The organism is Prevotella sp. lc2012 (assembly GCF_900107065.1).
Taxonomy (GTDB): domain Bacteria; phylum Bacteroidota; class Bacteroidia; order Bacteroidales; family Bacteroidaceae; genus Prevotella.
In genome coordinates this window covers 521,121-546,518 of record NZ_FNUF01000001.1, presented here as the reverse complement: position 1 = coordinate 546,518, position 25,398 = coordinate 521,121, and the positions used below count along the sequence as shown (strand labels likewise).

General features: G+C 49.1%; 25 protein-coding genes and 2 tRNA genes. 23 read left to right on the top strand and 4 right to left on the bottom strand.

Going from position 1 to position 25,398, the window contains the following annotated elements:
• Window positions 1-7: 7 nt before the first annotated feature.
• The 21 genes from BLU99_RS02450 (at window position 8) to BLU99_RS02350 (ending at window position 22,238) form a co-directional block, all read left to right on the top strand.
• Window positions 8-1,729 carry a C69 family dipeptidase gene (locus tag BLU99_RS02450; protein WP_091899573.1) on the top strand — a complete coding sequence of 574 codons (1,722 nt, stop codon included), beginning with the start codon at window positions 8-10 and terminating at the stop codon, window positions 1,727-1,729.
• A gap of 26 nt (window positions 1,730-1,755) precedes the next feature.
• Entirely contained in the window at window positions 1,756-2,568 is an 813-nt protein-coding gene (locus BLU99_RS02445) for a hypothetical protein (RefSeq protein ID WP_091899572.1), read from the top strand.
• A gap of 135 nt (window positions 2,569-2,703) precedes the next feature.
• Window positions 2,704-3,570: a type I methionyl aminopeptidase gene (gene map / locus BLU99_RS02440; RefSeq protein ID WP_091899571.1), complete on the top strand. Its 867-nt coding sequence runs from the start codon at window positions 2,704-2,706 to the stop codon at window positions 3,568-3,570.
• 14 nt (window positions 3,571-3,584) lie between these two features.
• Window positions 3,585-4,610 (top strand): tRNA (adenosine(37)-N6)-threonylcarbamoyltransferase complex transferase subunit TsaD, encoded by a 1,026-nt coding sequence (gene tsaD, locus BLU99_RS02435; RefSeq protein WP_091899570.1) that lies wholly within the window; start codon window positions 3,585-3,587, stop codon window positions 4,608-4,610.
• Window positions 4,611-4,632: 22 nt separating this feature from the next.
• A complete protein-coding gene (locus tag BLU99_RS02430) occupies window positions 4,633-5,148 on the top strand; it encodes a CinA family protein (RefSeq protein ID WP_091899569.1) in 516 nt (171 codons plus the stop codon).
• Between the two features lie 117 nt (window positions 5,149-5,265).
• The gene (rpmB, locus tag BLU99_RS02425; protein WP_013063140.1) at window positions 5,266-5,529 is read left to right on the top strand and encodes a 50S ribosomal protein L28; all 264 of its coding nucleotides are present in this window, start codon (window positions 5,266-5,268) and stop codon (window positions 5,527-5,529) included.
• A 4-nt stretch (window positions 5,530-5,533) separates the two neighbouring features.
• Window positions 5,534-5,725, top strand: coding sequence for a 50S ribosomal protein L33 (gene rpmG, locus BLU99_RS02420; RefSeq protein ID WP_091899568.1), 192 nt, complete (start codon window positions 5,534-5,536; stop codon window positions 5,723-5,725).
• 12 nt (window positions 5,726-5,737) lie between these two features.
• On the top strand, window positions 5,738-5,896 hold the full coding sequence (locus BLU99_RS02415) for a DUF4295 domain-containing protein (protein WP_072289871.1): 159 nt from the start codon (window positions 5,738-5,740) through the stop codon (window positions 5,894-5,896).
• A 103-nt stretch (window positions 5,897-5,999) separates the two neighbouring features.
• Window positions 6,000-6,959: a signal recognition particle-docking protein FtsY gene (gene ftsY, locus BLU99_RS02410; RefSeq protein WP_091899567.1), complete on the top strand. Its 960-nt coding sequence runs from the start codon at window positions 6,000-6,002 to the stop codon at window positions 6,957-6,959.
• Window positions 6,959-8,257 carry a 30S ribosomal protein S12 methylthiotransferase RimO gene (gene rimO, locus BLU99_RS02405; RefSeq protein ID WP_091899566.1) on the top strand — a complete coding sequence of 433 codons (1,299 nt, stop codon included), beginning with the start codon at window positions 6,959-6,961 and terminating at the stop codon, window positions 8,255-8,257. Before ftsY ends, rimO begins: the two co-directional genes overlap by 1 nt.
• A gap of 5 nt (window positions 8,258-8,262) precedes the next feature.
• Window positions 8,263-8,550 (top strand): HU family DNA-binding protein, encoded by a 288-nt coding sequence (locus BLU99_RS02400; RefSeq protein ID WP_091899565.1) that lies wholly within the window; start codon window positions 8,263-8,265, stop codon window positions 8,548-8,550.
• Entirely contained in the window at window positions 8,550-10,142 is a 1,593-nt protein-coding gene (locus tag BLU99_RS02395; RefSeq protein WP_091899564.1) for an HU family DNA-binding protein, read from the top strand. The genes BLU99_RS02400 and BLU99_RS02395 overlap by 1 nt, the downstream gene beginning before the upstream one ends.
• Before the next feature lie 140 nt (window positions 10,143-10,282).
• Complete coding sequence (locus BLU99_RS02390; protein WP_091899563.1) at window positions 10,283-11,278, top strand: AAA family ATPase; 996 nt, start codon at window positions 10,283-10,285, stop codon at window positions 11,276-11,278.
• Between the two features lie 32 nt (window positions 11,279-11,310).
• Window positions 11,311-12,180 carry a DUF58 domain-containing protein gene (locus BLU99_RS02385; protein ID WP_091899562.1) on the top strand — a complete coding sequence of 290 codons (870 nt, stop codon included), beginning with the start codon at window positions 11,311-11,313 and terminating at the stop codon, window positions 12,178-12,180.
• A complete protein-coding gene (locus tag BLU99_RS02380; RefSeq protein ID WP_091899561.1) occupies window positions 12,180-13,250 on the top strand; it encodes a BatD family protein in 1,071 nt (356 codons plus the stop codon). Before BLU99_RS02385 ends, BLU99_RS02380 begins: the two co-directional genes overlap by 1 nt.
• A 9-nt stretch (window positions 13,251-13,259) precedes the next feature.
• The gene (locus BLU99_RS02375) at window positions 13,260-14,258 is read left to right on the top strand and encodes a vWA domain-containing protein (protein ID WP_091899560.1); all 999 of its coding nucleotides are present in this window, start codon (window positions 13,260-13,262) and stop codon (window positions 14,256-14,258) included.
• Window position 14,259: 1 nt separating this feature from the next.
• Window positions 14,260-15,945 carry a VWA domain-containing protein gene (locus BLU99_RS02370; protein WP_091899559.1) on the top strand — a complete coding sequence of 562 codons (1,686 nt, stop codon included), beginning with the start codon at window positions 14,260-14,262 and terminating at the stop codon, window positions 15,943-15,945.
• Between the two features lie 116 nt (window positions 15,946-16,061).
• Window positions 16,062-18,602 carry a BatD family protein gene (locus tag BLU99_RS02365; RefSeq protein WP_091899558.1) on the top strand — a complete coding sequence of 847 codons (2,541 nt, stop codon included), beginning with the start codon at window positions 16,062-16,064 and terminating at the stop codon, window positions 18,600-18,602.
• Between the two features lies 1 nt (window position 18,603).
• Entirely contained in the window at window positions 18,604-19,326 is a 723-nt protein-coding gene (locus BLU99_RS02360) for a phosphatase PAP2 family protein (RefSeq protein ID WP_255397413.1), read from the top strand.
• Window positions 19,323-20,585, top strand: a complete 1,263-nt coding sequence (locus BLU99_RS02355) for an S-adenosylmethionine:tRNA ribosyltransferase-isomerase (RefSeq protein ID WP_091899557.1) — start codon at window positions 19,323-19,325, stop codon at window positions 20,583-20,585. Before BLU99_RS02360 ends, BLU99_RS02355 begins: the two co-directional genes overlap by 4 nt.
• Window positions 20,586-20,765: 180 nt before the next feature.
• Window positions 20,766-22,238, top strand: coding sequence for a hypothetical protein (locus BLU99_RS02350; protein ID WP_144006076.1), 1,473 nt, complete (start codon window positions 20,766-20,768; stop codon window positions 22,236-22,238).
• 56 nt (window positions 22,239-22,294) lie between these two features.
• Here the strand turns inward: BLU99_RS02350 and BLU99_RS02345 are convergent.
• The 4 genes from BLU99_RS02345 to BLU99_RS02330 form a co-directional block, all read right to left on the bottom strand.
• Window positions 22,295-22,366, bottom strand: a tRNA-Glu gene (locus tag BLU99_RS02345).
• A 30-nt stretch (window positions 22,367-22,396) separates the two neighbouring features.
• Window positions 22,397-22,483: transfer RNA gene (locus BLU99_RS02340), tRNA-Ser, on the bottom strand.
• A gap of 108 nt (window positions 22,484-22,591) precedes the next feature.
• Complete coding sequence (locus BLU99_RS02335; protein ID WP_144006075.1) at window positions 22,592-22,918, bottom strand: hypothetical protein; 327 nt, start codon at window positions 22,916-22,918, stop codon at window positions 22,592-22,594.
• 23 nt (window positions 22,919-22,941) lie between these two features.
• Window positions 22,942-24,402: an aminoacyl-histidine dipeptidase gene (locus BLU99_RS02330; protein WP_091899554.1), complete on the bottom strand. Its 1,461-nt coding sequence runs from the start codon at window positions 24,400-24,402 to the stop codon at window positions 22,942-22,944.
• 88 nt (window positions 24,403-24,490) lie between these two features.
• Here BLU99_RS02330 and BLU99_RS02325 point away from each other — a divergent pair, with 88 nt between their 5' ends.
• Both BLU99_RS02325 and BLU99_RS02320 read left to right on the top strand, forming a co-directional pair.
• Complete coding sequence (locus tag BLU99_RS02325) at window positions 24,491-24,697, top strand: hypothetical protein (RefSeq protein WP_091899553.1); 207 nt, start codon at window positions 24,491-24,493, stop codon at window positions 24,695-24,697.
• Between the two features lie 22 nt (window positions 24,698-24,719).
• Complete coding sequence (locus BLU99_RS02320) at window positions 24,720-25,340, top strand: OmpH/Skp family outer membrane protein (protein ID WP_091899552.1); 621 nt, start codon at window positions 24,720-24,722, stop codon at window positions 25,338-25,340.
• Window positions 25,341-25,398 lie beyond the last annotated feature (58 nt).

Here is a 25,398-nt window from a genome sequence, read left to right as displayed (position 1 = left end):
CAAAAAGATGAAGAAGATATTACTGATGGCCGGTCTGGTGCTGGTGAGCGCCAGTGCAGTTGCCTGTACAAATTTTATCGTAGGAAAGAAGGCTTCGGCCGACGGGTCGGTGTTCGTGACTTATAATGCCGACTCATATGGTGCTTTCATGCCTCTCTATCATTATACGGCAGCCAAGCATGCTGCTGGCGACATGCGTAAGGTCTATGAATGGGACACCAATAAATACTTGGGTGAGATTGCGGAAGCACCTGAGACATGGAACGTTATCGGCAATAGTAACGAGTGGCAGGTAACGATCGGTGAGACCACCTTTGGCGGACGTGAGGAGATGGCCGACTCGACAGGTATCATCGACTATGGTTCGCTGATCTATATCACCTTGCAGCGTGCAAAGACTGCTCGTGAGGCCTTGCAGATCATGACCTCGTTGGTAGAGCAGTATGGTTACTATTCCGAGGGAGAGACCTTCTCCGTGGCCGACAAGGATGAAGCGTGGATGCTGGAGATGATGGGCTGTGGTCCTGACCGCTCGAAGGAGGCCGGTCGTACCGTCTGGGTGGCTGTGCGTATTCCTGATGATGCGATTGCCGCTCACGCCAATCAGAGTCGTATCACGAAATTCCTCGATGGTCGTTATGTACAGGTGAAGATGAAGGACCTGCAGAAGAAGTATCCTGTGAACGGTAAGAAGGCCGTCCCTAACCTTGTGGTGTATAGTGACAATGTGGTCAACTACGCCCGTAAGATGGGTTGGTTTGAGGGTAAGGATGCCGACTTCAGTTATAATGCCGCCTACGCGACACCCGACTTCTCCGGTCGCCGCTATTGTGAGGCTCGTGTCTGGAGCTTCTTTAACCGTTTCAGCGACGACTTCTCCGAATACCTGCCTTATGCTGCCGGTATCGAGAAGGACACCAAGGAGATGCCGCTATGGATTATCCCGAACAAGAAGGTGGGTCTTCAGGACCTCCGTGATGCGATGCGCGATCATTATGAGGGAACACCGTTCGCCTTGGACACGAATATCGGTGGCGGTATCTATCAGATGCCTTACCGTCCTTCTCCGCTCTCATTCAAGGTCGACGGTAAGGAGGTGTTCAACGAGCGCCCCATCTCTACCCAGCAGACAGCCTGGTCGTTCATCTCACAGATGCGCAGCACAATGCCCCGTGAGGTAGGCGCCTGCTTCTGGTTCGGCAACGACGATGGCAATATGGTGGCCTATACCCCGATGTACTCATGTATCACCCGTCGCCCGAAGTGCTTCGCTGGGGAAGGTGCCGACGATGTCACCTTCTCGATGGATAACGCCTTCTGGGTATGCAACTGGGTGAGCAACATGGTCTATCCTCGTTACTCGATGATGTTCCCCTCGCTGAAGGCCGTGCGCGATTCGCTCGACGCTTCTTATAGTCAGCTGCAGCCCGAGATCGAGGCCAAGGCCCTCGCTCTGCCCACGGCCGAGGAGCGCGTCAAGTTCCTCACCGACTATAGCTGTCAGAAAGGCGACGAGATGATCGCCCGTTGGCAGCAACTCGCCTTCTTCCTCATCGTGAAGTACAATGATATGGCCGTGAAGCCTACTGACGAGAACGGAACCTTCAAGCGCAACCAGTATGGTGGCGGTGCCCGTGTCCAGCGTTCCGGCTTCCCCGAGTCATACGCCCGTGAGCTGCTGAAGCAGACCGGCGACAAGCTCCTTGTTCCCGTCGAAGAGAAGAAGTAGTCTTTACGTTATCATTGACGACAACCATGGACAATAGTAAACCAGACTTTTGGAAAGAATGCCCACAAATATTAGGTAACTGGCATAATATTCTTTATATATTATCAGGTTTACCTGTATACTATATAGCTGAAAAAGCTAAATCAGGCTATTCTGTATTAATTGCTTTGTTTGTGGTTGTCGTATCATATGCGGTTAGTTATATTGTTAGATATTATCGTTATTCGAGAGAAAAGAATCTACCGAAAACAAATGATCAGGACTCAGACCAAGACTACCATACCCTATCTGTAGTTTACGATCGTCGTGATAACAATGGGAAGAATTATTGTTTATTTACAAGAACTATCGAAAGTAAAGTTTATAAATTAAAATACATTAAGTATAGATACAGCGTTTTGGGACAAAGTGATAAACCAAATGTAAGCTCTTCGACACACGACATCTCATATAAGATATTGCCTAAGAACGAAGACGGATGGGATGTCATTCTGATTCTTTTCAAGAAACCATTACGGAAAGGTGAAATAGCGGAGTTCTCGATAGAAATGAACGGAACGAACTGTAGAGATTTGCAGTTTTGTCGAGTTAACACACCTATTAAACAGGTGGTCTTTGATATCAAATTGATAGGTAAGCAGTCAGCCCCTGATGCTGAACTCATCATGATTCCCATTGATGGGAAAACAGTGAATGTGGTTGATAAGAAAGAGACGGTGAGATTTCAAAGGAAAACGAGTCGTTATTATATTGAAATACCAAACCCGCAATGTGGTTATACCTACCAACTGAACTGGGGTGAAGAGATCAAGAAAAAGAAATCGAGGAAAAAGATATAAGGTTAAGGGGAGTGGCGATCCCCTTTTCTTATGTCTGACAGTGTGATACGACGACAAAATATATTTCGTTTTATTTGGTTTTTCGCTTGATTTGAAGTAACTTTGCACCCACTTATTTAATAATAAGGTGAGAGAATGACTGTAAGGAATCAAAAAAGGCGTTGGCACTGTTTGTCAGGACAGGAACCCACGGAGATGGATAAGACCATCATGTACTGGGAGAACAAAGGAAAACTGGTGCCTACACGTGACCTGATCAAGACGCCAGAGCAGATAGAAGGTATCCGCAAGGCAGGCGTCGTAAATACCGCTGTGCTCGACACGGTGGCCAAGGAGATTAAGGCTGGCATGAACACACTGGAGATAGACCGGATATGCAGACAGGTTTGCGAGGAAAACGGGGCTATCCCAGCCTGTTTGAACTACGAAGGTTTCCCTATGTCGGTGTGTACATCGATCAATGAGGTGGTGTGTCATGGTATCCCTAAGGAGGAGGATGTGCTGGAAGAGGGCGACATTATCAATGTGGACTTTACGACGATCCTTGATGGATATTATGCCGATGCTTCGCGAATGTTTATTATCGGAAAGACAACTCCCGAGAAGGAACAGTTGGTACGTGTGGCGAAGGAGTGTCTGGAGATCGGTATGGAGGCCGCTAAGCCCTACGGTTTTGTGGGGGATATCGGTCATGCGATAGAGAAACACTGTAAGAAATATGGCTATGGTATCGTGCGTGATCTGGCTGGTCACGGTGTGGGTCTGAAATTCCATGAGGAGCCCGACGTGAACCACTACGGTCATCGGGGAACGGGCATGCTGCTTGTGCCTGGAATGGTCTTTACGATTGAACCGATGATCAATATGGGCACATGGCGTGTGTTTATCGACGCTGACGACCCATATGGCTGGGAGGTGATCTCTGAGGATGAGCAGCCGAGTGCGCAGTGGGAACATACGCTGGTGATGACGGATCATGGTGTGGAGGTACTGACGTACTAACTTTGAAGTTTGAGATGAGTGATATATATATATTAGGTATAGAGTCGAGTTGTGACGACACGTCGGCAGCCGTTCTGAAGAATGGTGTGCTACTCTCGAACGTGACGGCCTCGCAGGCTGTGCATGAGGCGTATGGTGGGGTGGTGCCTGAACTGGCATCGCGTGCCCATCAGCAGAACGTGGTGCCCGTGGTGGATCAGGCGATCAAACGGGCTGGAATCACGAAGGAACAGTTGTCGGCGGTGGCTTTCACGAGGGGACCGGGCCTGATGGGCTCGTTGCTTGTCGGCGTGAGCTTTGCTAAAGGCTTTGCACGTTCTCTTGGTATTCCGATGATCGACGTGAACCACTTGCAAGGACATGTGATGGCGCATTTCATCAAGGAGTCGGAGGACGATCAGCATCAGCCGCCCATGCCGTTCTTGTGTTTGCTCGTGAGTGGCGGCAACTCGCAGATCGTGAAGGTGAATGCCTATAACGATATGGAGGTGCTGGGACAGACCATCGACGACGCGGCTGGTGAGGCCATCGACAAGTGCTCGAAAGTGATGGGACTGGGGTATCCGGGTGGTCCGATTATCGACCGTCTGGCGCGTCAGGGAAACCCGAAGGCGTTTAAGTTTGCTGAGCCGAACATCCCGAATCTGGACTATAGCTTCTCGGGACTGAAGACCTCGTTCCTCTATTCCATGCAGAAATGGGTGGCTGAGGATCCTGACTTCATCGAGCACCACAAGGAGGATATCGCTGCCTCGCTGGAGTGGACCATCGTGGACATCCTGATGAAGAAACTGAAGAAGGCCGTGAAACAGACGGGGCTGACGCATGTGGCTGTGGCTGGTGGCGTGAGTGCGAACAACGGACTCCGCAATGCGTTCTATGACGCTGAGAAACGATACGGTTGGACGATCTATATACCGAAGTTTAGTTATACGACAGACAATGCTGCCATGATCGGTATCGTGGGGTATTACAAGTATCTGGATCAGGTGTTCTGTGGGATCGACGCACCGGCCTTCTCGAAGGTCACGTTCAAATAGCAGACAATAACAAGTTGGAGATATGGATTTTGGAAGTAAGATAACCAGTAGGGAGATCAGTGAGATCCTCTGGGAGACTGAGAGAACGGTAGGTACAGCGGAGAGTTGTACGGGTGGACGTATCGCAGAGGCTATCATCGCCGTACCTGGTGCGTCGAAATATTTTAAGGGCGGCATCATCTCGTATGTCGACGAGATCAAGGAACGTCTGCTGGGTGTGGATCCGCAGGTGCTGGAAGAGAAAACGGCTGTGTGTGAGGAGGTTGCCATCGCTATGGTGAGGGGCGCCTGCAAGGCTCTGGAGACCGACTACGCCATCGCCGCCACAGGATTCGCAGGTCCTACGGGGGGTACAAAGGATATCCCTGTGGGGACCATCTGGTTGGCTTGCGGTACACCTGATCATGTGGTGACCAAGAAGGTGGAACAGGACTTCGGACGCGACATTAATCTGGCCATCGCGACCAACAACGCGATGGAGATGTTTTTGCAGTTCCTCAAAGACGAAGATGCCCCCAGACCCGTCCGAGAAGGTTAAAAAACATTAATTCTTTGTTTTTCCAATCGGGCAATGAATTGAATATCAATTAAAATGTGTAATTTTGCACCCTGTTTGGAATAAGTAAGTGTAAACAACAAGAAAAAGTAGATAGAAATGTCTAAGATTTGTCAAATTACAGGAAAGAAGGCACAGATAGGTTGCAATGTGTCTCACTCAAAGCACCGCACGAAGAGAAGCTTTGACGTAAACCTTTTCAGCAAGAAATTCTACTACGTAGAAGAGGGCTGCTGGATTCAGTTGAAGATTAGCGCTGCTGGTCTTCGTATGATTAACAAGGTAGGTCTTGACGCCGCCCTGAAGCAGGCTGTTGCCAAGGGATTTGTGGACTGGAAGGACATTAAAGTGATAGGAGACTAAGAACATGGCAAACAAGAAAGCAAAGGGTAATCGCGTACAGGTGGTTCTGGAGTGCACTGAGCATAAGAGCAGTGGCATGCCGGGTACAAGCCGCTATGTGACTACAAAGAATCGCAAGAATACGCCGGAGCGTATGGAGCTGATGAAGTATAACCCCATCCTGAAGAAGATGACTCTTCACAAGGAAATTAAATAATACGACTGAAGTATGGCAAAGAAAACCGTCGCTACCCTCCATGAAGGCTCTAAGGATGGTCGCGCTTACACAAAGGTAATCAAGATGGTGAAGAGCCCGAAGACGGGTGCTTACGTCTTTGATGAGCAGATGGTTCCCAACGAGGCCGTTAAGGACTTCTTCAAGAACTAATTATTTTTTTAGATAAAATAAGAGGTCGCAAGTCAATTTGCGGCCTCTTTTTTTGTACATATCACTAAAATCTATTATCTTTGCACACGTAATATATTGTGACATGGGAATATTTGGAATCTTTGGTAAGAATAAAAAAGAGACCCTAGACCGAGGACTTGAGAAGACGAAGACCAGTGTCTTCGATAAACTGACACGTGCGGTAGCAGGAAAGTCGAAAGTCGACGACGACGTGTTGGACAATCTGGAAGAAGTACTTATTACAAGCGATGTCGGCGTGGATACAACGCTGAAGATTATTCAGCGTATTGAAGAGCGCGTGGCGCGTGACAAATACGTCAGCACGTCAGAGTTGAATGCAATCCTGAGGGATGAGATCGCCGACCTGTTGGCAGAGAACCATACGGAAGATCATGACAACTGGGATCTGCCGGGCGATCATAAACCCTATGTGATCTTGGTTGTCGGCGTGAATGGTGTTGGCAAGACAACTACCATCGGCAAGCTGGCGTGGCAGTTCAAGCAGGCCGGCAAGAAAGTCTATCTCGGTGCAGCCGACACGTTCCGGGCGGCTGCTGTGGAGCAGCTCTGTATATGGGGCGAACGGGTAGGGGTTCCTGTCGTAAAGCAGCAGATGGGAAGTGACCCGGCTTCTGTGGCATTTGACACGCTTTCCAGCGCTAAGGCAAATGGTGCCGATGTAGTGCTGATAGATACAGCTGGTCGTCTGCACAATAAAGTGGGTCTGATGAACGAGTTGAAGAAGATCAAGGATGTGATGAAAAAGGTGCTGCCCGAGGCTCCTGACGAGGTGATGCTCGTGCTGGATGGCTCTACGGGACAGAATGCTTTTGAGCAGGCAAAGCAGTTTGCTGCCGTCACACAGATTACCTCGCTCGCTATCACCAAACTCGATGGAACGGCAAAGGGCGGCGTGGTCATCGGTATCTCTGACCAGTTGAAGGTGCCCGTGAAGTATATCGGCTTGGGTGAGGGTATGGAGGATCTGCAACTCTTTAACAAGCGACAGTTTGTGGATTCACTATTTGACATAAAAGATTGATGGCGAAGACGATTGATATCATATCACTCGGGTGCTCCAAGAACCTCGTCGACAGTGAGGCTCTGATGGGACTGCTGGAAGCTAATGGCTATCAGTGTACACACGATAGCGATGACCCTCAAGGAGATATCGTCGTTGTCAACACATGTGGTTTTATCAACGATGCGAAGGAGGAAAGCATCAATACGATTCTGGAATTTGCACAGGCAAAGTCCGAAGGAAGGATAGAGAGACTCTACGTGATGGGATGCCTGTCAGAGCGCTATCTGGCAGATCTGGAAAAAGAGATCCCAGAGGTGGATGGCTGGTATGGGAAGTTCAACTATCGGCAGCTGCTCAACGACCTGAAGGGTGAGGATTTCGTCGCCTGTGAGGGTAAGCGTCACATTACGACACCGCGCCATTATGCCTATCTGAAAATCAGTGAGGGCTGTGACCGCCACTGTGCCTATTGCGCTATCCCGTTGATAACAGGACGTCACCAGAGTCGTTCGATGGAAGAGATCCTCGATGAGGTGCGCCAACTCGTGGCGGATGGTACGAAGGAGTTTAATGTGATAGCTCAGGAATTGACCTATTATGGCGTGGACATCGATGGTAAGCAGCATATCGCGGAACTCATCGAACGGATGGCTGATATCCCAGGAGTGGAATGGATACGACTGCACTATGCCTATCCTGCTCATTTCCCATGGGATCTACTCCGAGTGATGCGTGAAAAGAAAAACGTATGTAAATATCTGGATATCGCTCTTCAACATATCTCCGATCATATGCTTCTGCGCATGCAACGTCATGTGACGAAAGCGGAAACCTATGAACTGATCGAGCGCCTGCGTCGTGAAGTGCCTGGTATCCATATCCGCACAACACTGATGGTTGGCTTTCCTGGGGAGACAGATGAGGATTTCGAGGAACTGAAGGCGTTCGTCAAGTGGGCACGCTTTGAACGTATGGGTGCTTTTGCCTATTCGGAGGAAGAGGGAACACCCTCGGAACGTGATTATGAGGACGATGTACCCGAGGAGATAAAACAGCGACGACTGGACGGTCTGATGCGTATTCAACAGAATATCAGTGCGGAACTCGAGGCGGAGAAAGTTGGAACCATCCAGAGAATTATCGTTGACAGAAAAGAGGGCGCTTATTATGTCGGGCGCACAGAGTATTGTTCCCCGGAAGTGGATCCGGAGGTGCTGATTCCCGCATCGGAACGGGATCTGACGATAGGTGAGTTCTATGATGTCGTGGTGACTGACTCGGAAGAATTTGATTTGTATGGCTCAACAATCAACTAAAGGTTATGACTAATAAAGACTTTATCTCAGAATTATCGCAGCAGACGGGCTATAACCCCGATGACACGCAGCGGATGGTTAACGCCATTGTGGAGGCGATGGGTGATCATTTCCAGGAGAATGATGCGGTCCTTGTTCCGACATTCGGAACCTTTGAGGTTAAGAAGAAGATGGAACGCATCATGGTGAACCCTTCTACGGGTCAGCGTATGTTAGTTCCACCCAAGTTGGTGCTGAACTTTAAGCCGAATGTAAACTGGAAAGAACGTGTAAAGAATGGAGGAACTGAGTAATGGGAAAGGTGACAATACAAGATATCGCTGTGATACTCAGTGAGCGTCATGGTCTGACAAAGAAAGATGCTTCTGGTTTTGTGGGTGCCCTGTTTGATGTGGTAAGACAGGCCTTGGAGCGGGATAGGATTGTTAAGATCAAAGGATTCGGAACCTTTAAGATCATTGATGTTGATGCACGTGAGAGTGTGAATGTCAACACAGGCGAGCGCGTATTGATAGAAGGGCACAATAAAATCACCTTCACTCCGGATGCCTTGATGAAAGAACTGGTTAACAAACCGTTCTCTCAGTTTGAGACGGTCGTGTTGAATGATGGCGTGGACTTCGAGGACACGCTGAAGACGATGGAGACTGCGAGTGACGAGGTCGAGCTGGAGGAAGTGGCCCCTGCAGGGGAGGCGGTTGCTGAGCCTGTCGAAGCGCAGGAGGCTGTTGAAGCACAGGTTCCATTGGAAGAGGCTGAGCCTGTTGGCGATGTGACACTTGATCCTGCGGCCATGCCGTTGGTCGATTTTGCCTCGGATGCTGAGGAGAATGGCGATGATGCTTCGTTGAACGAGATTGAGGATGAGGATATACCAGAATGGGTGATTGAGCCCTATGTTCCAACGGAGAAGGAAAAGGCTGATGACGAGGCCCTTCGACAAGCGGTTGCTGAGCCCGTCGAAGCACAGGGTCCGTCGGAAGACACTCTTCAGGAAACGGTTGCTGAGCCTGTCGAAGCACAAGAACCTGTCGAAGCTCAGGAGGCTGTTGAGGCTGTTGTTGATGATGGCGAGGCCCTTCGACAAGCGGTTGCTGAGCCCGTCGAAGCACAAGAACCTGTCGAAGCACAGGAGCCTGTCGAGGCACAAGAGCCAGTCGAGGAAGAGCCTGAGGAGGAGTTTGACGCGGATGCTATTCTGGCTAAATATGACTCTGACGGATCGTCCAGTGGTAAGAAATGGCTGATCGGTATTCTGGCCGCTCTGTCGGGTCTTGCTGGCGGTTACCTGTTGGGTAATTTCCTGCCGCTCTCGAACGTGTTCCCTGAATATCGTCTTGTGTTTGAACGTGTGGATAACGAGAAGGCGAAAGATGAACAGACATTGGAACAGGCTGAGCCTGTGGTTGTCGAAGAGCAGGCTCAGCCTGCGTCAGAGGTACCATCGTTATCTACTGCAGAGGAGACGAAGGCAGAGAAGTCTGTTGCTCCTGTCGCACCGGTCGCTAAGCCTGAGCCCAAGCCGGCGGCACCTGTTGCAGAGAAGAAAACTGTAGTGCCCTCGGCATCTCAGACGGTTGCCGCGAAGGCACCTGAGAAAAAGGCGGATACTCCTGCTGCCGACAAGACGCATGATCAATACGCTGCCATGGATGCCCGCGTGAGACTGGGTGCCTATCGGATTGTGGGTACAGACCATATCGAGAAGGTCAGAGAGGGTGATAACCTGGCTAAGATCGCTCGTCGAACTCTAGGGCCAGACATGGAGTGTTATATCGAAGTTTACAATGGACTGAAAGCCTCTTCACAACTGAAAACAGGGCAGGCTATCAAGATTCCGAAGTTGGAGTGGAAGAAGAAAAAGAAGGCTCAGACTGTGAACTAATAGAGAAAGAATGAAAAAGTTTCTTAAAACTTAGGTTTTAGGGAACTTTTTTAATATTATTTAGATAGGCAAATGAGTGGAAAATCCTTTTATTTCACTACTTTTGCGGTCAAATTAGGAATTTGTAAAGAGTAATTATTATGGCAGAAGCTATTGACATCCGTGAGTTGAATATCCGGATAGAACAACAAAGCGCATTCGTGACAAATCTGACGACGGGCATGGACCGTGTTATCGTAGGTCAGAAGCATCTGGTGGACTCGCTCCTGATCGGATTGCTGAGCGACGGACATATCCTGTTGGAAGGAGTGCCTGGTCTGGCAAAGACCTTGGCTATTAAGACACTCTCGCAACTGATAGCTGCCGACTATAGCCGTATCCAGTTTACACCAGACCTCCTCCCTGCTGACGTGATCGGTACGATGATCTATTCACAGAAGGATGAGAAGTTCCAGGTGAAGAAGGGCCCCGTGTTTGCAAACTTCGTGTTGGCTGATGAGATCAACCGTGCCCCAGCAAAGGTGCAGAGTGCATTGCTTGAGGCCATGCAGGAGAAACAGGTGACCATCGGCAGTGAGACTTTCACGTTGCCCAATCCTTTCCTTGTGATGGCCACTCAGAACCCCATCGAACAGGAGGGTACCTATCCCTTGCCAGAGGCACAGGTGGACCGTTTCATGCTGAAGGTCGTCATCGATTATCCGTCTCTGGACGAAGAGAAGAAGATCATCCGTGAGAATATTGCCGGTGAGATGCCGAGCGTGACACCTGTGACAACTGCTGATGAGATTTTGAAGGCTCGTTCTGTGGTTCGCGAAGTGTATATCGACGAGAAGATTGAACAGTACATTGCTGACATCGTCTTTGCGACACGCTATCCAGAGCGCTATGGCCTGAAAGATTTGAAGGATATGATTTCCTTTGGTGGTTCGCCGCGTGCCAGCATTAACCTTGCCAAGGCTGCCCGTGCTTACGCTTTCATCAAGCGTCGTGGGTATGTGGTGCCTGAGGATGTGCGTGCCGTGGCTCATGACGTGCTGCGTCATCGTATCGGTCTTACCTATGAGGCAGAGGCCAGCAATATCACCAGTGAGGAGATTGTGTCGAAGATAATTAATAAGGTCGAAGTGCCCTAATTGTTAACAGTTGACGGTTTATAGTTTACAGGATGGAAACATCTGAGATCATCAAGAAAGTCCGTAAGATCGAGATCAAGACCCGTGGCCTGAGCTCAAATATCTTCGCAGGTCAATACCATTCAGCCTTCAAGGGCAGAGGTATGGCGTTCAGTGAGGTGCGCGAGTATCAGTTCGGTGATGATGTGCGTGATATAGACTGGAATGTGACGGCGCGTTTTCATCGTCCTTACGTCAAGGTGTTTGAGGAGGAGCGCGAGCTGACGGTGATGCTGCTGATTGACGTCAGTGGTTCGCTGGATTTTGGTACGCAGAAACAGATGAAGCGCGACATGGTGACAGAGATAGCAGCTACGATTGCTTTCAGTGCCATCCAGAACAATGATAAGATCGGTGTCGTGTTCTTCTCAGATAAGATAGAGAAGTATATACCTCCCAAGAAAGGTAGGAAGCACATCCTCTATATCATCCGTGAGATGCTGGACTTCCAACCGGAGTCGAAGCGTACGGACGTGAAGCAGGCTGTGGAGTTCCTGTCGAGTGTCCAGAAGCGTCGTACCACGGCCTTCATCCTCAGTGACTTCTACGTGCGGAATGATTTCCAGCAGTCGTTGCAGATCTGCAACAGGAAGCATGATGTCGTGGCTATTCAAGTGTATGACCAACGTGCAAAGGAATTGCCTGATGTCGGATTGATGAAGGTGGTAGATGCCGAGACGGGCTATGAGCAATATATCGATACAAGTTCCAAGCGCTTGCGCCAGGCATACCGCCAGTACTGGATGGGTCGTCAGGCGGAGTTGCAGGAGACCTTCAACAAGAGTAATGTGGACAATGTGAGTATTGCTACGAATGAGGATTTCGTCAAGTCACTAATGCTGTTGTTTAAAAAGAGAAGCTGATGAAGAAGGCGTTGATTCTAATCATAGGCGTTGTGTGTGCGCTCAAGGTGGCGGCACAGGTGTCTGTAGAGGCCAGGATCGACTCTATCGAGATGTTCGTGGGTCAGCAGGTGCATGTGACGCTGACAGCGAATGCCCAGGAGAGCGCAAAGGTGGAGTTTCCACAGTTCCAACCGACACAATATATCACGCCTGGGGTAGAGGTGCTTGGCAGTAAGGAGTTGGAGAAGCAGGAGTTGGACAACGGGTTCGTGGCCCGTTCGATGGTCTATACCCTGACCTCTTTCGATGATACGCTGTACTATCTGCCGCCGATGACCGTGAAGATCGATGGTAAGCCCTATGCCAGCAAGAGTCTGGCCCTGAAGGTGCTGACGATGGAAGTGGACACTGTGCATGCCGATCAGTTCTTCGGCCCTAAGGGCGTGCAGGATAATCCTTTCCAGTGGAGCGACTGGCGTCTTCCATTCTGGTTGAGCGTACTGCTCTTGGTACTGTTGGTGTTCTGCTATTATCTGTATCTCCGTCTGCGCGACAATAAACCCATTATCTCGCATATCAGGATCGTCAAGCATCTGTTGCCGCATCAGAAGGCCATGAAGGAGATCGAACAGATCAAGGCCGACAAGATGGTGACATCGGAGAACTCTAAGGAATACTATACCAAACTGACGGACACGATTCGTAAGTATATCGAGGAGCGTTATGGTTTCAGTGCGATGGAGATGACGAGTAGTGAGATCATCGCGAAACTGGTGGAGGTGCAGGATGAGGGTGCACTCAGTGAACTGCGTCACTTGTTCCTGACGGCCGACCTCGTGAAGTTCGCCAAATACTCGACGCTCATCAACGAAAATGATCAGAATCTGGTCAGTGCCATCGCGTTTATCAATCAGACGAAGTTGGAGAACATGCCAGTGGAGGAGACCGTAAAACCACAACTCTCCGAGGAAGACCAGCGCTCACAGAAGGCACGTAGGATCCTTAAGACGGTCATCACACTGATCTCCGTAGTCTGTGCCCTGTTGTTCGCGTATGTGATGTATGCTTTTTATCAGTTGTTGAACTAAAGGAAACAAATGAAATTTGCCAATCAAGAATATCTGCTTCTGCTCCTGTTGATCATCCCATATCTGATCTGGTATGTGATGTACAGGAAAAAGACTGAGCCGACGATGCGGATGAGCGATACGTTCGTGTTCCGTTATGCGCCGAGAAGTTGGAAGGTGACGCTGATGCCGCTCTCCCTGATGCTCCGTCTGCTGGCCTTCACGATGATCGTGCTGGTGCTGGCACGTCCGCAGACGCAGAACTCATGGAAGAGTAAGACCGTAGAGGGAATAGATATCATGTTGGCGATGGATGTGTCTACCAGTATGCTGGCCGAGGACCTGAAACCCAATAGAATCGAGGCGGCCAAACAGGTGGCTGCGGAGTTTATCATTGGTCGTCCGAATGATAATATCGGCTTGACCATCTTTGCGGGAGAGTCGTTCACACAGTGCCCCATGACCACCGATCACGCCTCTCTGTTGAATCTGCTCCAGAACGTGCGTACGGATATCGCGGCCCGCGGACTGATCGAGGATGGTACGGCCATCGGCATGGGACTGGCTAATGCGGTGACCCGTCTGAAAGATTCCAAGGCCAAGAGTAAGGTGGTGATTCTGTTGACTGACGGTAGTAACAACCGTGGTGACATCTCGCCGATGACGGCTGCGGAGATCGCCAGGAGTCTGGGTGTCCGTGTCTATACCATCGGTGTGGGAACCAATAACGTAGCACCATACCCGATGCCTGTAGCAGGGGGCGTTCAGTATGTGAATATTCCAGTGGAGATTGACAACAAGACGCTGAGTGAGATCGCTGCTGCAACGGAAGGCGATTTCTATCGTGCCACGAATACAAAAGAACTGCGAAATATCTATAAGGAGATTGACCAGTTGGAGAAGAGTAAGTTGAACGTGAAGAATTTCAGCAAGCGATATGAGGCCTATCAGCCCTTTGCACTCATCGCTGTTCTGGCGTTGCTGCTTGAGATCCTGTTGCGTATAACCATATTCAGGAGGATACCGTAGTATGTTTAGATTTGAAGATCCCACATATCTCTATCTGTTGGTGCTGATTCCCATATTGGCACTGGTCAGGTATGTCTCATATCGAAACCAGAAGAAACGACTTCGTCGTTTTGGAGAACCGGCTTTGTTGAAAGAGTTAATGCCGAACGTGTCGTTTCTCCGTCCCCTCACGAAGTTCTGGATGCTTCAGGGGGCACTTGCCCTACTGATTGTCATGCTTGCCAGACCGCAGATGGGTACGAAGATCAGTCATGAGAAACGCATGGGCATAGAGACCATTATCGCCATGGATATCAGTAACTCGATGCGGGCAGAGGATATCATTCCTAGCCGTCTGGACAGGAGTAAGATGATGGTGGAGAACTTAGTGGATCATTTCACGAACGACAAGATAGGTCTGCTTGTCTTTGCAGGAGATGCTTTCGTACAGTTGCCGATCACGAGCGACTATGTGTCGGCGAAGATGTTCCTGAGCAGTATTGATCCGTCGATGATAGCCACACAAGGTACGGATATCGCTAAGGCCATCAGTATGGCTTCAAACAGTTTTACTCAGGAAGAAGGCATCGGTAAGGCTATCGTGGTTATCACTGATGGTGAGGATCATGAGGGTGGGGCCATGGAGGCTGCCAAGGCGGCCAAAGACAAGGGGATGCGTGTCTATGTGCTTGGTGTCGGTTCTGTCAACGGCTCACCAATACCTCTGCCAGGGACGGGCGAATATATGAAAGATAATACAGGCAACACTGTGATGTCGGCTCTGAATGAGGAGATGTGTAAACAGGTGGCTCAGGCAGGTGGCGGTGCCTATATCCATGTGGAGAATAACAGCGCAGCCCAGGAACAGTTGGACAGGGAACTGGATAAACTTTCCAAGAAGGAGACTTCCTCAACCATCTATAGTGAGTATGATGAGCAGTTCCAAGCTTTTGGTGTCTTGGCATTGCTGCTGCTGATTCTCGAGGTCTTTATCATGGACCGTCAGAGTCCATTGTTGAAGAGTCTTTCTCTCTTTGGGAGTAAGAAGAAGGTGACGGTCATGCTTCTTCTTCTTTTGATGACATTGACTGCCTCTGCGCAGACCGACCGTCAATATGTGCGTCAGGGAAATAAGTTGTACCGTGGCGGAGACTATCCTAATGCGGAGGTGTCTTATCGCAAGGCTGTCGAGAAGAATGCTCGTAATCCTCAGGCTGCCTTTAACCTAGGTAATGCGTTGATGGCACAGAAGAAAGATTCTGCTGCCATTGAACAGTTCGAGCATGCAGCCAAGTTGGAGACCAATCCTCTTCGAAAGGCACAAGCATATCATAACATGGGGGTTATCTGTCAGACTCATAGGATGTATGGTGAGGCGATAGAGGCTTATAAAAACGCATTGCGCCTGAATCCGAATGATGATGAGACTCGTTATAATCTGGTACTCTGTAAGCATCAGCAACAGAAGCAGCAACAGAAGCAGGATCAGAACAAGCAGAATGAGAATCAGAAAAACGACGATAAGAAAGACCAGCAAAAGAATGAAGAGAATAAGCAGAAGAAACAGGAGCAGCCTAAGCCGCAGATGAGTAAGGAGAATGCGGAACAACTGCTGAATGCTGCTATCCAGAACGAGAAGCAGACCCAGGATAAGATGAAGAAGGCCCAACAGAAGCCGCAACGTCGCGCTATTCAGAAGAATTGGTGATCTGTAGTGAGAAGGAGAATTGAAAAATTGTAAAGGAATAGAAGATGGAAAGATATATAAACATGAAGGTTCAAAGGTGGGTGAAATGGTTTTTACCTTTTTACCTTCTTACCTTTATGCCTTTTAGCTTGCTTGCTCAGACGCTTACAGGATCGGCCCCGTCGCATGTCGCCGTGGGCGAGAATTTCCGTCTGACATACACGGTCAATACCATGAATGTCAGCGAATTCAGGGCCGGCAATATTCCTGAGGAGTTGGAGGTCTTGATTGGCCCGAACAGTTCTACGCAGTCGAGTTATCAGATGATAAACGGACATACGAGCTCTTCTTCGTCTGTGACCTATACTTATATGGTTGTGGCCACGAAAGCTGGTACGTTCACGATTCCTCCTGCTGTTGCCGTGGTAGGTGGTAAACGTATCACTTCGAAACCTCTGACCATCCGTGCGTCGGGATCAGCACAAGGAAGTAGTTCCCGTCATCAGCGTCAGAGTAACGATGATGAGGGAGGAGAGCTACGGGATGTCGGAAGCAGGATCTCGGGCTCGGATCTCTTTATCAAGGTAAGTGCTAACAAGAAGAGGGTCTATGAGCAGGAGCCGATTCTGCTGACCTACAAGGTATATACGTTGGTCTCGTTGACTCAGTTGCGGGGTGACATGCCGGATCTGAAGAGTTTCTATACGCAGGAAGTGGATTTGCCACAGCAAAAGAGCTTCTCTATCGAGACAGTCAACGGGCGCCCCTATCGTACCTGTACATGGAGTCAGTATGTGATGTTCCCCCAGATGACGGGTAAGTTGGAGATTCCCAGCATCACCTTCGAAGGAATCGTAGTACAACAGAATCGAAATGTTGATCCCTTTGAGGCATTCTTCAATGGCGGTTCCGGCTATGTGGAGGTGAAAAAGAAGATCCAAGCCCCAGGCATTGATATTCAGGTCGATCCCCTGCCTGCCCGTCCGGCGAATTTCTCTGGTGGCGTGGGTAAGTTCAATATCACTGCTCAGTTGAATAAGACAGAGACGAAAGCGAATGATCCGGTCTCTCTGCGTATCATCTTGAGTGGTACCGGAAACTTGAAGCTTATCAAACAGCCGGTAGTCAAGTTCCCCAAGGATTTTGACAAGTATGAGCCGAAGATTACGGATAAGACAAAGCTGACAGCTCATGGTATTGAGGGGTCAATGATTTTTGATATTCTGGCCGTTCCACGCCATCAAGGCAAGTATGAGATACCACCGGTAGAGTTTACTTATTTTGATGTTTCGACGAAGAGTTATAAGACAATCCAGAGTGATGCCTTGACTCTTGATGTAGCCAAAGGATCCGGTGCTGCATCCGTGAATGATTTCTCAGGTCAGGATGTGCAGGAGCTGAATAAGGATATCCGTTATATCAAGATGGGTGACGTGCGCCAGCAGGGACTTGACCGTTTCTTCTTTGCCTCCACCGGTTACTGGATATCTTTGGCCGTACTTGCTTTGATATTCATCTCTCTGTTCATTGTATTCCGTCAGCGTGCTATCGACAATGCCAATGTGACGAAGACGCGTGGAAAGAAAGCTAATAAGGTGGCGACAAAACGGCTGAAGAATGCGGCCAAGCTGATGGCGGACGATAAGCCGGGAGAGTTCTATGATGAGGTGCTCCGTGCACTATGGGGCTATGTAGGTGACAAACTGAATATACCAGTCGAACAACTCTCTCACGACAATATCAGTCAGCGACTGACGGAGCGTCAGGTAGATGGGAATATCATCAGTCAGTTTATCGGAGCTCTTGATGAGTGTGAGTTTGAACGTTATGCCCCTGGTGATCCGAAAGGAAATATGAACAAAGTGTATGAAAAGGCGATGACTGCCATTGAGAAGATTGAGGAGACGATGAAGAAGAAGGGGCGCAGGGCAGCAACGATGAAGTTGTTGTTGGTTGTGCTTGTCATCCATCTCCCGTTACTTGCCGGTGCTACGACCAAAGCTGAGGCAGACAGTGCCTATGTACGTGGACAGTACCAACAGGCCATCAAGGATTATGAGGAGCTGCTGAAGCAGGGCGCAAGTGCTGATCTCTATTATAATCTTGGTAATGCTTACTACCGGACGGAGAATATCACGCGTGCAGTCTTGAACTATGAACGTGCCCTTCTGTTTTCTCCCGGTGACCGTGATATCCGTTTCAACCTGCAGATAGCACGGTCAAAGACCATCGACAAGATTGTCCCTGAATCTGAGATGTTCTTCTTTACTTGGTATCGTTCGGTGGTCAACCTGATGAGCGTTGATACGTGGGCTTGTCTGTCTCTGCTGTCTTTGGCTCTGGTGATTGTCCTTCTGTTGGTCTACCTCTTCTCGGAACGTTTGTGGCTCCGTAAGATCGGTTTCTTTGGCGGAGTTGTGTTGCTTATCCTGTTCGTGATGGGTAATGTCTTTGCTTGGCAACAGCGTCAGAACCTAATGGAACGGAAGGGGGCTATCGTGATGGTTCCTTCCATGGCAGTCAAGAGCACACCAGCGAAGAGCGGTACCGATCTCTTTATTCTTCATGAGGGTACGAAGGTCTTGATTTCCGATAGGGCGATGAAAGGATGGAAGGAGATCCGTGTGGCTGATGGTAAAGAGGGCTGGGTTGAGAGTCATCAGATAGAGGAGATATAGTATGTTCCAGGAAATACTCATGTCGGCAGACGGCTTTCTCTCCGCACTGGTGGAGTATGATAAGGATTTGTTATTGTCTTTGAATGGCAGTGACTCTCTTTATCTGGATCGTGTCATGCGTGTCCTGACGGCTACCGTCACATGGGTACCTCTGTACATTAGTCTTTTCTATGTGGTACTTAACAATAATGATAACTTCCGTAAGGTCATGATGATCTTGTGCGGTGCTGGTCTGTGCGTGTTGTTGGCGGGGACGGTCGATGATATGATTGTCAAGCCGATGGTAGGACGCTGGCGACCTACACATGACCCCGAGATTGGCTTGCTGGTTGATATCGTTGACGGCTATCGGGGGGGGCGCTTCGGTTTCTTCTCCGCCCATGCCTCTAACACTTTCAGTATTGCGGTGTTCTTCTGCTGGTTAGTCAGAAGTCGTCTGCTGTCGCTGGCACTCATACTCTGGTCGTTCACGAACTGCTGGACACGTCTGTACCTTGGTGTCCACTTCCCAGGTGACATTCTGGTTGGACTGTTGTGGGGAGGTCTGGTGGGATCGACCGTCTATTTCCTGTATTATCGCCTATCCAGAAATATGACGTCAAGAAGACGTTTTATTTCTTCACAATATACATCTACGGGCTTCCAGCGCTCCGATTGCGATGTTCCTGTCGCAGTCTTGGTATTTACGTTGGTCTTTGCTCTTATCAAATCTTGTCTTATATGAGTTGTTCTATAAAGGAATCAGATCCCAGACATATCCATATCAGTGACTATAACTATCCGCTTCCCGATGATCGCATCGCCAAGTTTCCCATTGCACGGCGCGACCAGTCTAAGCTCTTACTCTATCGTAACGGTGAGGTAGGGGAGGACGTCTTCTGTCATCTGCCCGACTATCTGCCGAAGGGTGCTCTGATGGTCTTCAATAACACGAAGGTAATACAGGCACGAATGCATTTCCGTAAAGCTAATGCGAATGGTGAGCCTCTTGGTGCGCTGATAGAGGTCTTCCTCTTAGAGCCTGCCGATCCGTCAGACTATGAGCTGATGTTCCAGACAACGGGGCATTGCGCTTGGTATTGTCTTGTCGGCAACCTGAAGAAGTGGAAAGAAGGCACCCTGTCACGCGAGATTGATATCAAGGGAGAGAAGGTTCTCGTGATGGCAACCCGTGGTGCCATCCATGGTACCTCCCATCGGATAGACTTTGAGTGGAAGGCCGCCGATAACTCTCGAATCTCCTTTGCAGAAATTATCGATGCGATGGGAGAACTGCCGATTCCTCCCTATCTGAACCGTGAGACGCAGGAGAGCGACAAGACGACCTACCAGACGGTCTATTCGAAAATCAAGGGAAGTGTGGCTGCACCAACGGCTGGACTTCATTTTACGCCAGAGGTACTGGCTGCTCTTGATGCCCATGGCATCGATCGTGAGGAACTGACATTACATGTTGGTGCCGGTACATTCAAACCCGTGAAGAGTGAGGAGATAGAAGGACATGAGATGCACACGGAATATATCAGTGTACGTCGTTCGACCATAGAGAAACTGATTCGGCACGATGGCAAGGCTATTGCTGTGGGTACCACGAGTGTCCGTACGTTGGAAAGCCTATATTATATGGGAGTGAAAGTGATGCGGAATGCGAATCTGACGGAAGAGCAACTTCATGTGTGTCAATGGGAACCCTATGACAGTCCTTGCGATGTTCCAGCTGTTGAGGCACTGAGAAGTCTGGCCGCATGGATGGATGTCCGCGGTCTTGAGGTACTGCATTCGAGTACGCAGATTATCATTGCTCCTGGCTATAACTATAAGATTGTGAAGATGCTGGTAACCAACTTCCACCAGCCACAGTCTACGTTGCTGTTGCTTGTGAGTGCATTCGTTAAGGGCGACTGGCACAAGATCTATGACTATGCCTTGTCTCACGATTTCCGCTTCCTGAGCTATGGCGATTCCTCTCTCCTGATACCATAGGTAAAGGTCACTTAGCTGTATCACAGACCATCTGTTTTTGTATTATAGATGCACTTTTTTTAGAAAATACTTGTTTTTTTAATCTTTATTTCATATATTTGCACTGAGTATTAGCTAGTAACATAAAGACTTAAAGATTAGGGGGAATTCCCTATTGGTGCTATTAACAAAATGTGTAATATGATGAAAAGGAGTATTTTTAGTTGTTTTCTGATGGCAACAGTGATTGTTTCCATGGTATCTTGTTCCAAAGATCATGATGTCTATAATAATTCTGCCGTGGAACAACAGCACAAAAGTGAGTTTGAATCCAACTTTATCAAGAAGTATGGAGCTGTGGACCCAGAACAAACGTGGGATTTCGCAAAAATGTATCCTACCTATTCTCTCTCGGGAAACACCATTCTGCCAAGAAACCTGACACGTGCCGTCATCGATGGTGGTAGCGAATATATGTCGATAGGTGATTGGTACGAGGTGGACGCCAAGACTATTGAATGGATGAAGAAGAAACTGCCCGATGGCCGTAACCATGAAGACCTCGGAAACCCCTTCTACATGATCGTACCTCAGAATGAGTTCAGCATTGTTCCTATCTATCAGGGAACGGGCGACTTCGTATGGACCCTGCATCTCGTTGTCGAGGATTTCAACGATCAGCAAGACGATCTGGACATCACGGTGTGGACGAAGAATGAGAATATCCAGAAGAATGAGTCGGGCAATGAAGGCGACTGGCAGGATGTCGGTCCTGTCGACCCTAATACGAACTACCGGACCAGTCGTACTCATAATACAAAGACTGCCAAGTTCGTGCGGGCAAAGCCTATCACGTTCAAGAACCTGCCTGCAGGCAAGAGCATGTATCTCTATCTGTCGAACCTTAAGTCGGGCGTAACTCGTGCTTCTGCATCATCACTGGCTCACCAGATGTTGGCATTAAACATCCATCCTGATTCTGTGCCTAACCTGGACGACGACTACAAGAAGATGATTATCGGTTGTGAGGATCAAGCCGTCTACGAGAAGAGTGACCACGACTTTGAGGATGTGGTGTTCATGATGTACGGTAAGCCCGATGTGCCGGAGATTAAGGAAATCACGGAGCCTGTCAAGGAAACGGTTTCCAAGCGATATATGGTTGAAGACTTGGGCGAGACTGACGATTTCGACTTTAACGACATCGTGGTCGATGTGTTGCAGACCACTACGAAGACTGCTGTCTATAAGATCAACGAGGATGGAACGAGGACGTTCCTGCGCTTCGAGGGAGATCCCACAGTATCGCAGAAGGCTGTGATACGGGCTATGGGCGGAACGCTTGACTTCGAACTGACCATAGGTAATATGAAGTGGAGTAAGAGCGGAAGTGGCTATGCGGTTGGTACTATGGTGAACACTGGAGCCGATGGACAGGCCATCGATTATAATGCTAAGCTGGCTGAGTTTGAGGTGACAGGTTGGAATTCAGAGACCAATAATATCTCAGTGAAAGTTGGTAGCAAGGGAAGTGGTAATGTCATGACGATCGTGTTCCCAAAGAAGGGTGAGGTGCCTATGATTATCGCTGTGGATACCAACTGGATGAAGGAACGCGTATCTGTGCCTTCTTCATGGTTCACGATTCCCGATGACGATGATGAAGAAGAATAAACCGACGGGTTTAAGATAACAAAAAAAGAGTGCTGAATTTCAGCACTCTCTTTTTGTAGTCGATAGGGGAATCGAACCCCTATGCCAAGATTGAGAATCTTGTATCCTAACCATTAGATGAATCGACCATCTTCGCACTCTTGGATCAGTCACCCCTGCGGAAGGAGGGGGATTCGAACCCCCGGTACGGGAACCCGTACGGCAGTTTAGCAAACTGCTGGTTTCAGCCACTCACCCATCCTTCCAGAATGCTTCGTGTTAGAAACCGAGGGGCTATCTCCTCAAATGCGGATGCAAAGGTACGGCTATTTTTTCATTCCTGCAAATTTTTTGGCACTTTTTTTTGAAAAAAGTTATTTAAAGGCGACAACCTCTGTCAGTTCCTTGTTTAGATAGAACGTGTTCTGCAGGGTGTCTGTGCCACGTACGTAGCTCATTCTCAGATAGAAAAGATCGCCAGAGTGCTCCTCTGGATAGCTGATGCCTTTCTTGAACGATTCTGCTCCACGATGGCGCATCAGATGAATGAGGGAGTCATTAACATACCTCGTTGTTCCCAGGTCGGCAAACTCACGGTCGGTCAACAACTCCGGATTCTCCGCGTTAGCCTCGATGAATGCCTTGACGGTCTTCTCAGCATGATACTGCTGTCCGCATGAGGCGAACAGCAGTACAGTCATACCTATAATATATTTGCCTGACTTCATTGTTGCGGGATATTTCTGAGAACGTCAAGCAGATGATCCCATACCATCTGTACGGTCGGGATGAGTAAACGCTCGTCGGGTGTATGTACGAACCGAAGGGTAGGACCGAAGCTTACCATATCGAGGTTGGGATAGCGCTCGGAGAAAAGACCGCACTCCAGACCCGCGTGGATACCGCGAACCACGGGCTCTTTCTTAAACAGTTTCTTATACGACTCCACCACGATCTCGGTCAACTTAGAATCAGCCTTCATCTTCCAGGCCGGATAACCGTCGCCTGATACCACCTCGGCTCCTGCGAGCTCAAAAGCAGCTCCGACAGTAGCGCACATATTGTCAAGGTTGGACATCACGTTGCTTCGCTGACTTGACAGAATATCGATCGTGGTCTCTGTGGTGTGGATGCTGGCCAGGTTGCTTGATGTCTCCACCATGCCTCCCAGTGCTTCATCCTGACAGATGGCATATATGCCGTTGTCGACGGCCTGAACAGCCCAGATGAACTTCTTGGCGACAGCAGGTGCAATGACAGGCTCTGCCTCTGTGCTCTCCATGAACCACACCATCTGCGGGTCGGTCACATGGAACTCGTCCTGCACGTCAACGGCAAAGACATTCCAGTCGGCACGTACGTTCTCTTTCACATCGTTGGGCACGGCTATCACGAAATAACCGTCACGAGGAATGGCGTTGTGGAGTTTTCCACTGTGGAACTGTGCCAGTTGTACGCCCTCATAGCGCTTCATGGTCTGCTGTACGAAACGGGCAAGTATCTTAATGGCATTGGCGCGTTTCTTGTTGATATCATCACCAGAGTGGCCGCCTACAAGGCCTTTGATCGAACCTTTCAGGAAGAAACTTCCCTGGGGGGCTGCCTCCCGCTTGAACGTGAACTGAGCCGTGGTGTTACGTCCACCAGCACAGCTGACGAAGATTTCTCCTTCATCCTCAGAATCGAGGTTGATCAGGTAATCGCCAGTCATGAATCCGGCTTTCATCCCCTCTGCTCCTGTCAGACCGGTCTCCTCGTCACGGGTGAAGACGCACTCGATAGGACCGTGCTCGATATCATCGGACGCAAGGATGGCCAGTTCGATGGCACAACCGATACCGTCGTCGGCTCCCAGCGTCGTACCTTCAGCCGTCAACCACTCTCCGTCAACGTAGGTCTTGATGGCATCCTTGTCGAAATCGAATTCCACATCAACGAGCTTATCGCATACCATATCCATATGACTCTGCAGGATGACCGTCTTGCGGTTCTCCATACCAGGCGTAGCACCTTTGCGGATAATCACGTTACCGGTTTCGTCGACCTTTGTGTCAAGACCATGACGCTCACCCCAGCTCTTCAGATACTCAATCATCTTCTCTTCGTGCTTCGAGGGACGAGGAATAGTGTTAATCTTCGCAAATTCAGCGAAGACGCTTGCGGGTTTTAAATCGTTTTTATTCATTATTAATGATATTTTTTACTGATTTCTTAATAAATTGCTTATCTTTGCACCCGAAAAGGCGTGTTTTGCAGCGCAAAATTACTAAAAAATGATTGAATTACTACTCGTCAGCACGTTAATAATTGCTATAGGAATGGCATTTTTATGCGTTAAACTGATTTTCAGGAAGAACGGTTCTTTCTCCTCTCAGCATATCCATGACTCCGAGGCAATGAAGGAACGGGGAATCCACTGCGTGATGGATCAGGACCGTGAGATGCGTGCGAAGAGCAGGTTCGCCGTTAATGAACGATAAACATTAAACATTAGATAAACAAATGAAAAAGTACATTCTTAGCACACTGGCCATCGCAGCCATGATGGCTTCGTGCAACAATGCAAGTCCTAAGATGGACGAGCAGCCGGCATCGGATGATGCGTCTGCCTCTGGTTTCAAAATTGCCTTTGTCGAGGTCGACTCTCTCATGACGCAGTACGACTTCGCCAAGGACTACAGCGTGACTCTCCAGAAGAAGTCGAACAATGCCCGTAACACACTCAACCAGAAGGGTACTGCCCTTCAGGCCGCTGTGAACAACTTCCAGCAGAAGTTGAATAACAACGGATTCCAGAGCCGTGAGCAGGCTGCAAGTGTTCAGGCTGCCCTTGAGCGTCAGCAGCGCGACCTTCAGGAGCTCCAGGCTCGTCTGGAGAACGAACTCGCCAATGAGACCGCTAAGTTCAATGAGGCACTCCGCGATTCTCTGCAGAACTTCCTTAAAGCATATAACAAGGACAAGAAGTTTGACCTGATCCTTTCGAAGGCTGGTGATAATATTCTTCTTGCCGAGAAGAAATACGATATTACCATGGATGTCATCAATGGTCTGAATAAGCGCTATAAGCCAGCCGCAAAGTCGGCCGCTGCTGACACGAAAAAGACTGAGGATAAAAAGTAAGTTTTTTGGGCTAACATTTATGAGAGGTATCAGAGTCCTTCAGATACCTCTCTTCTTT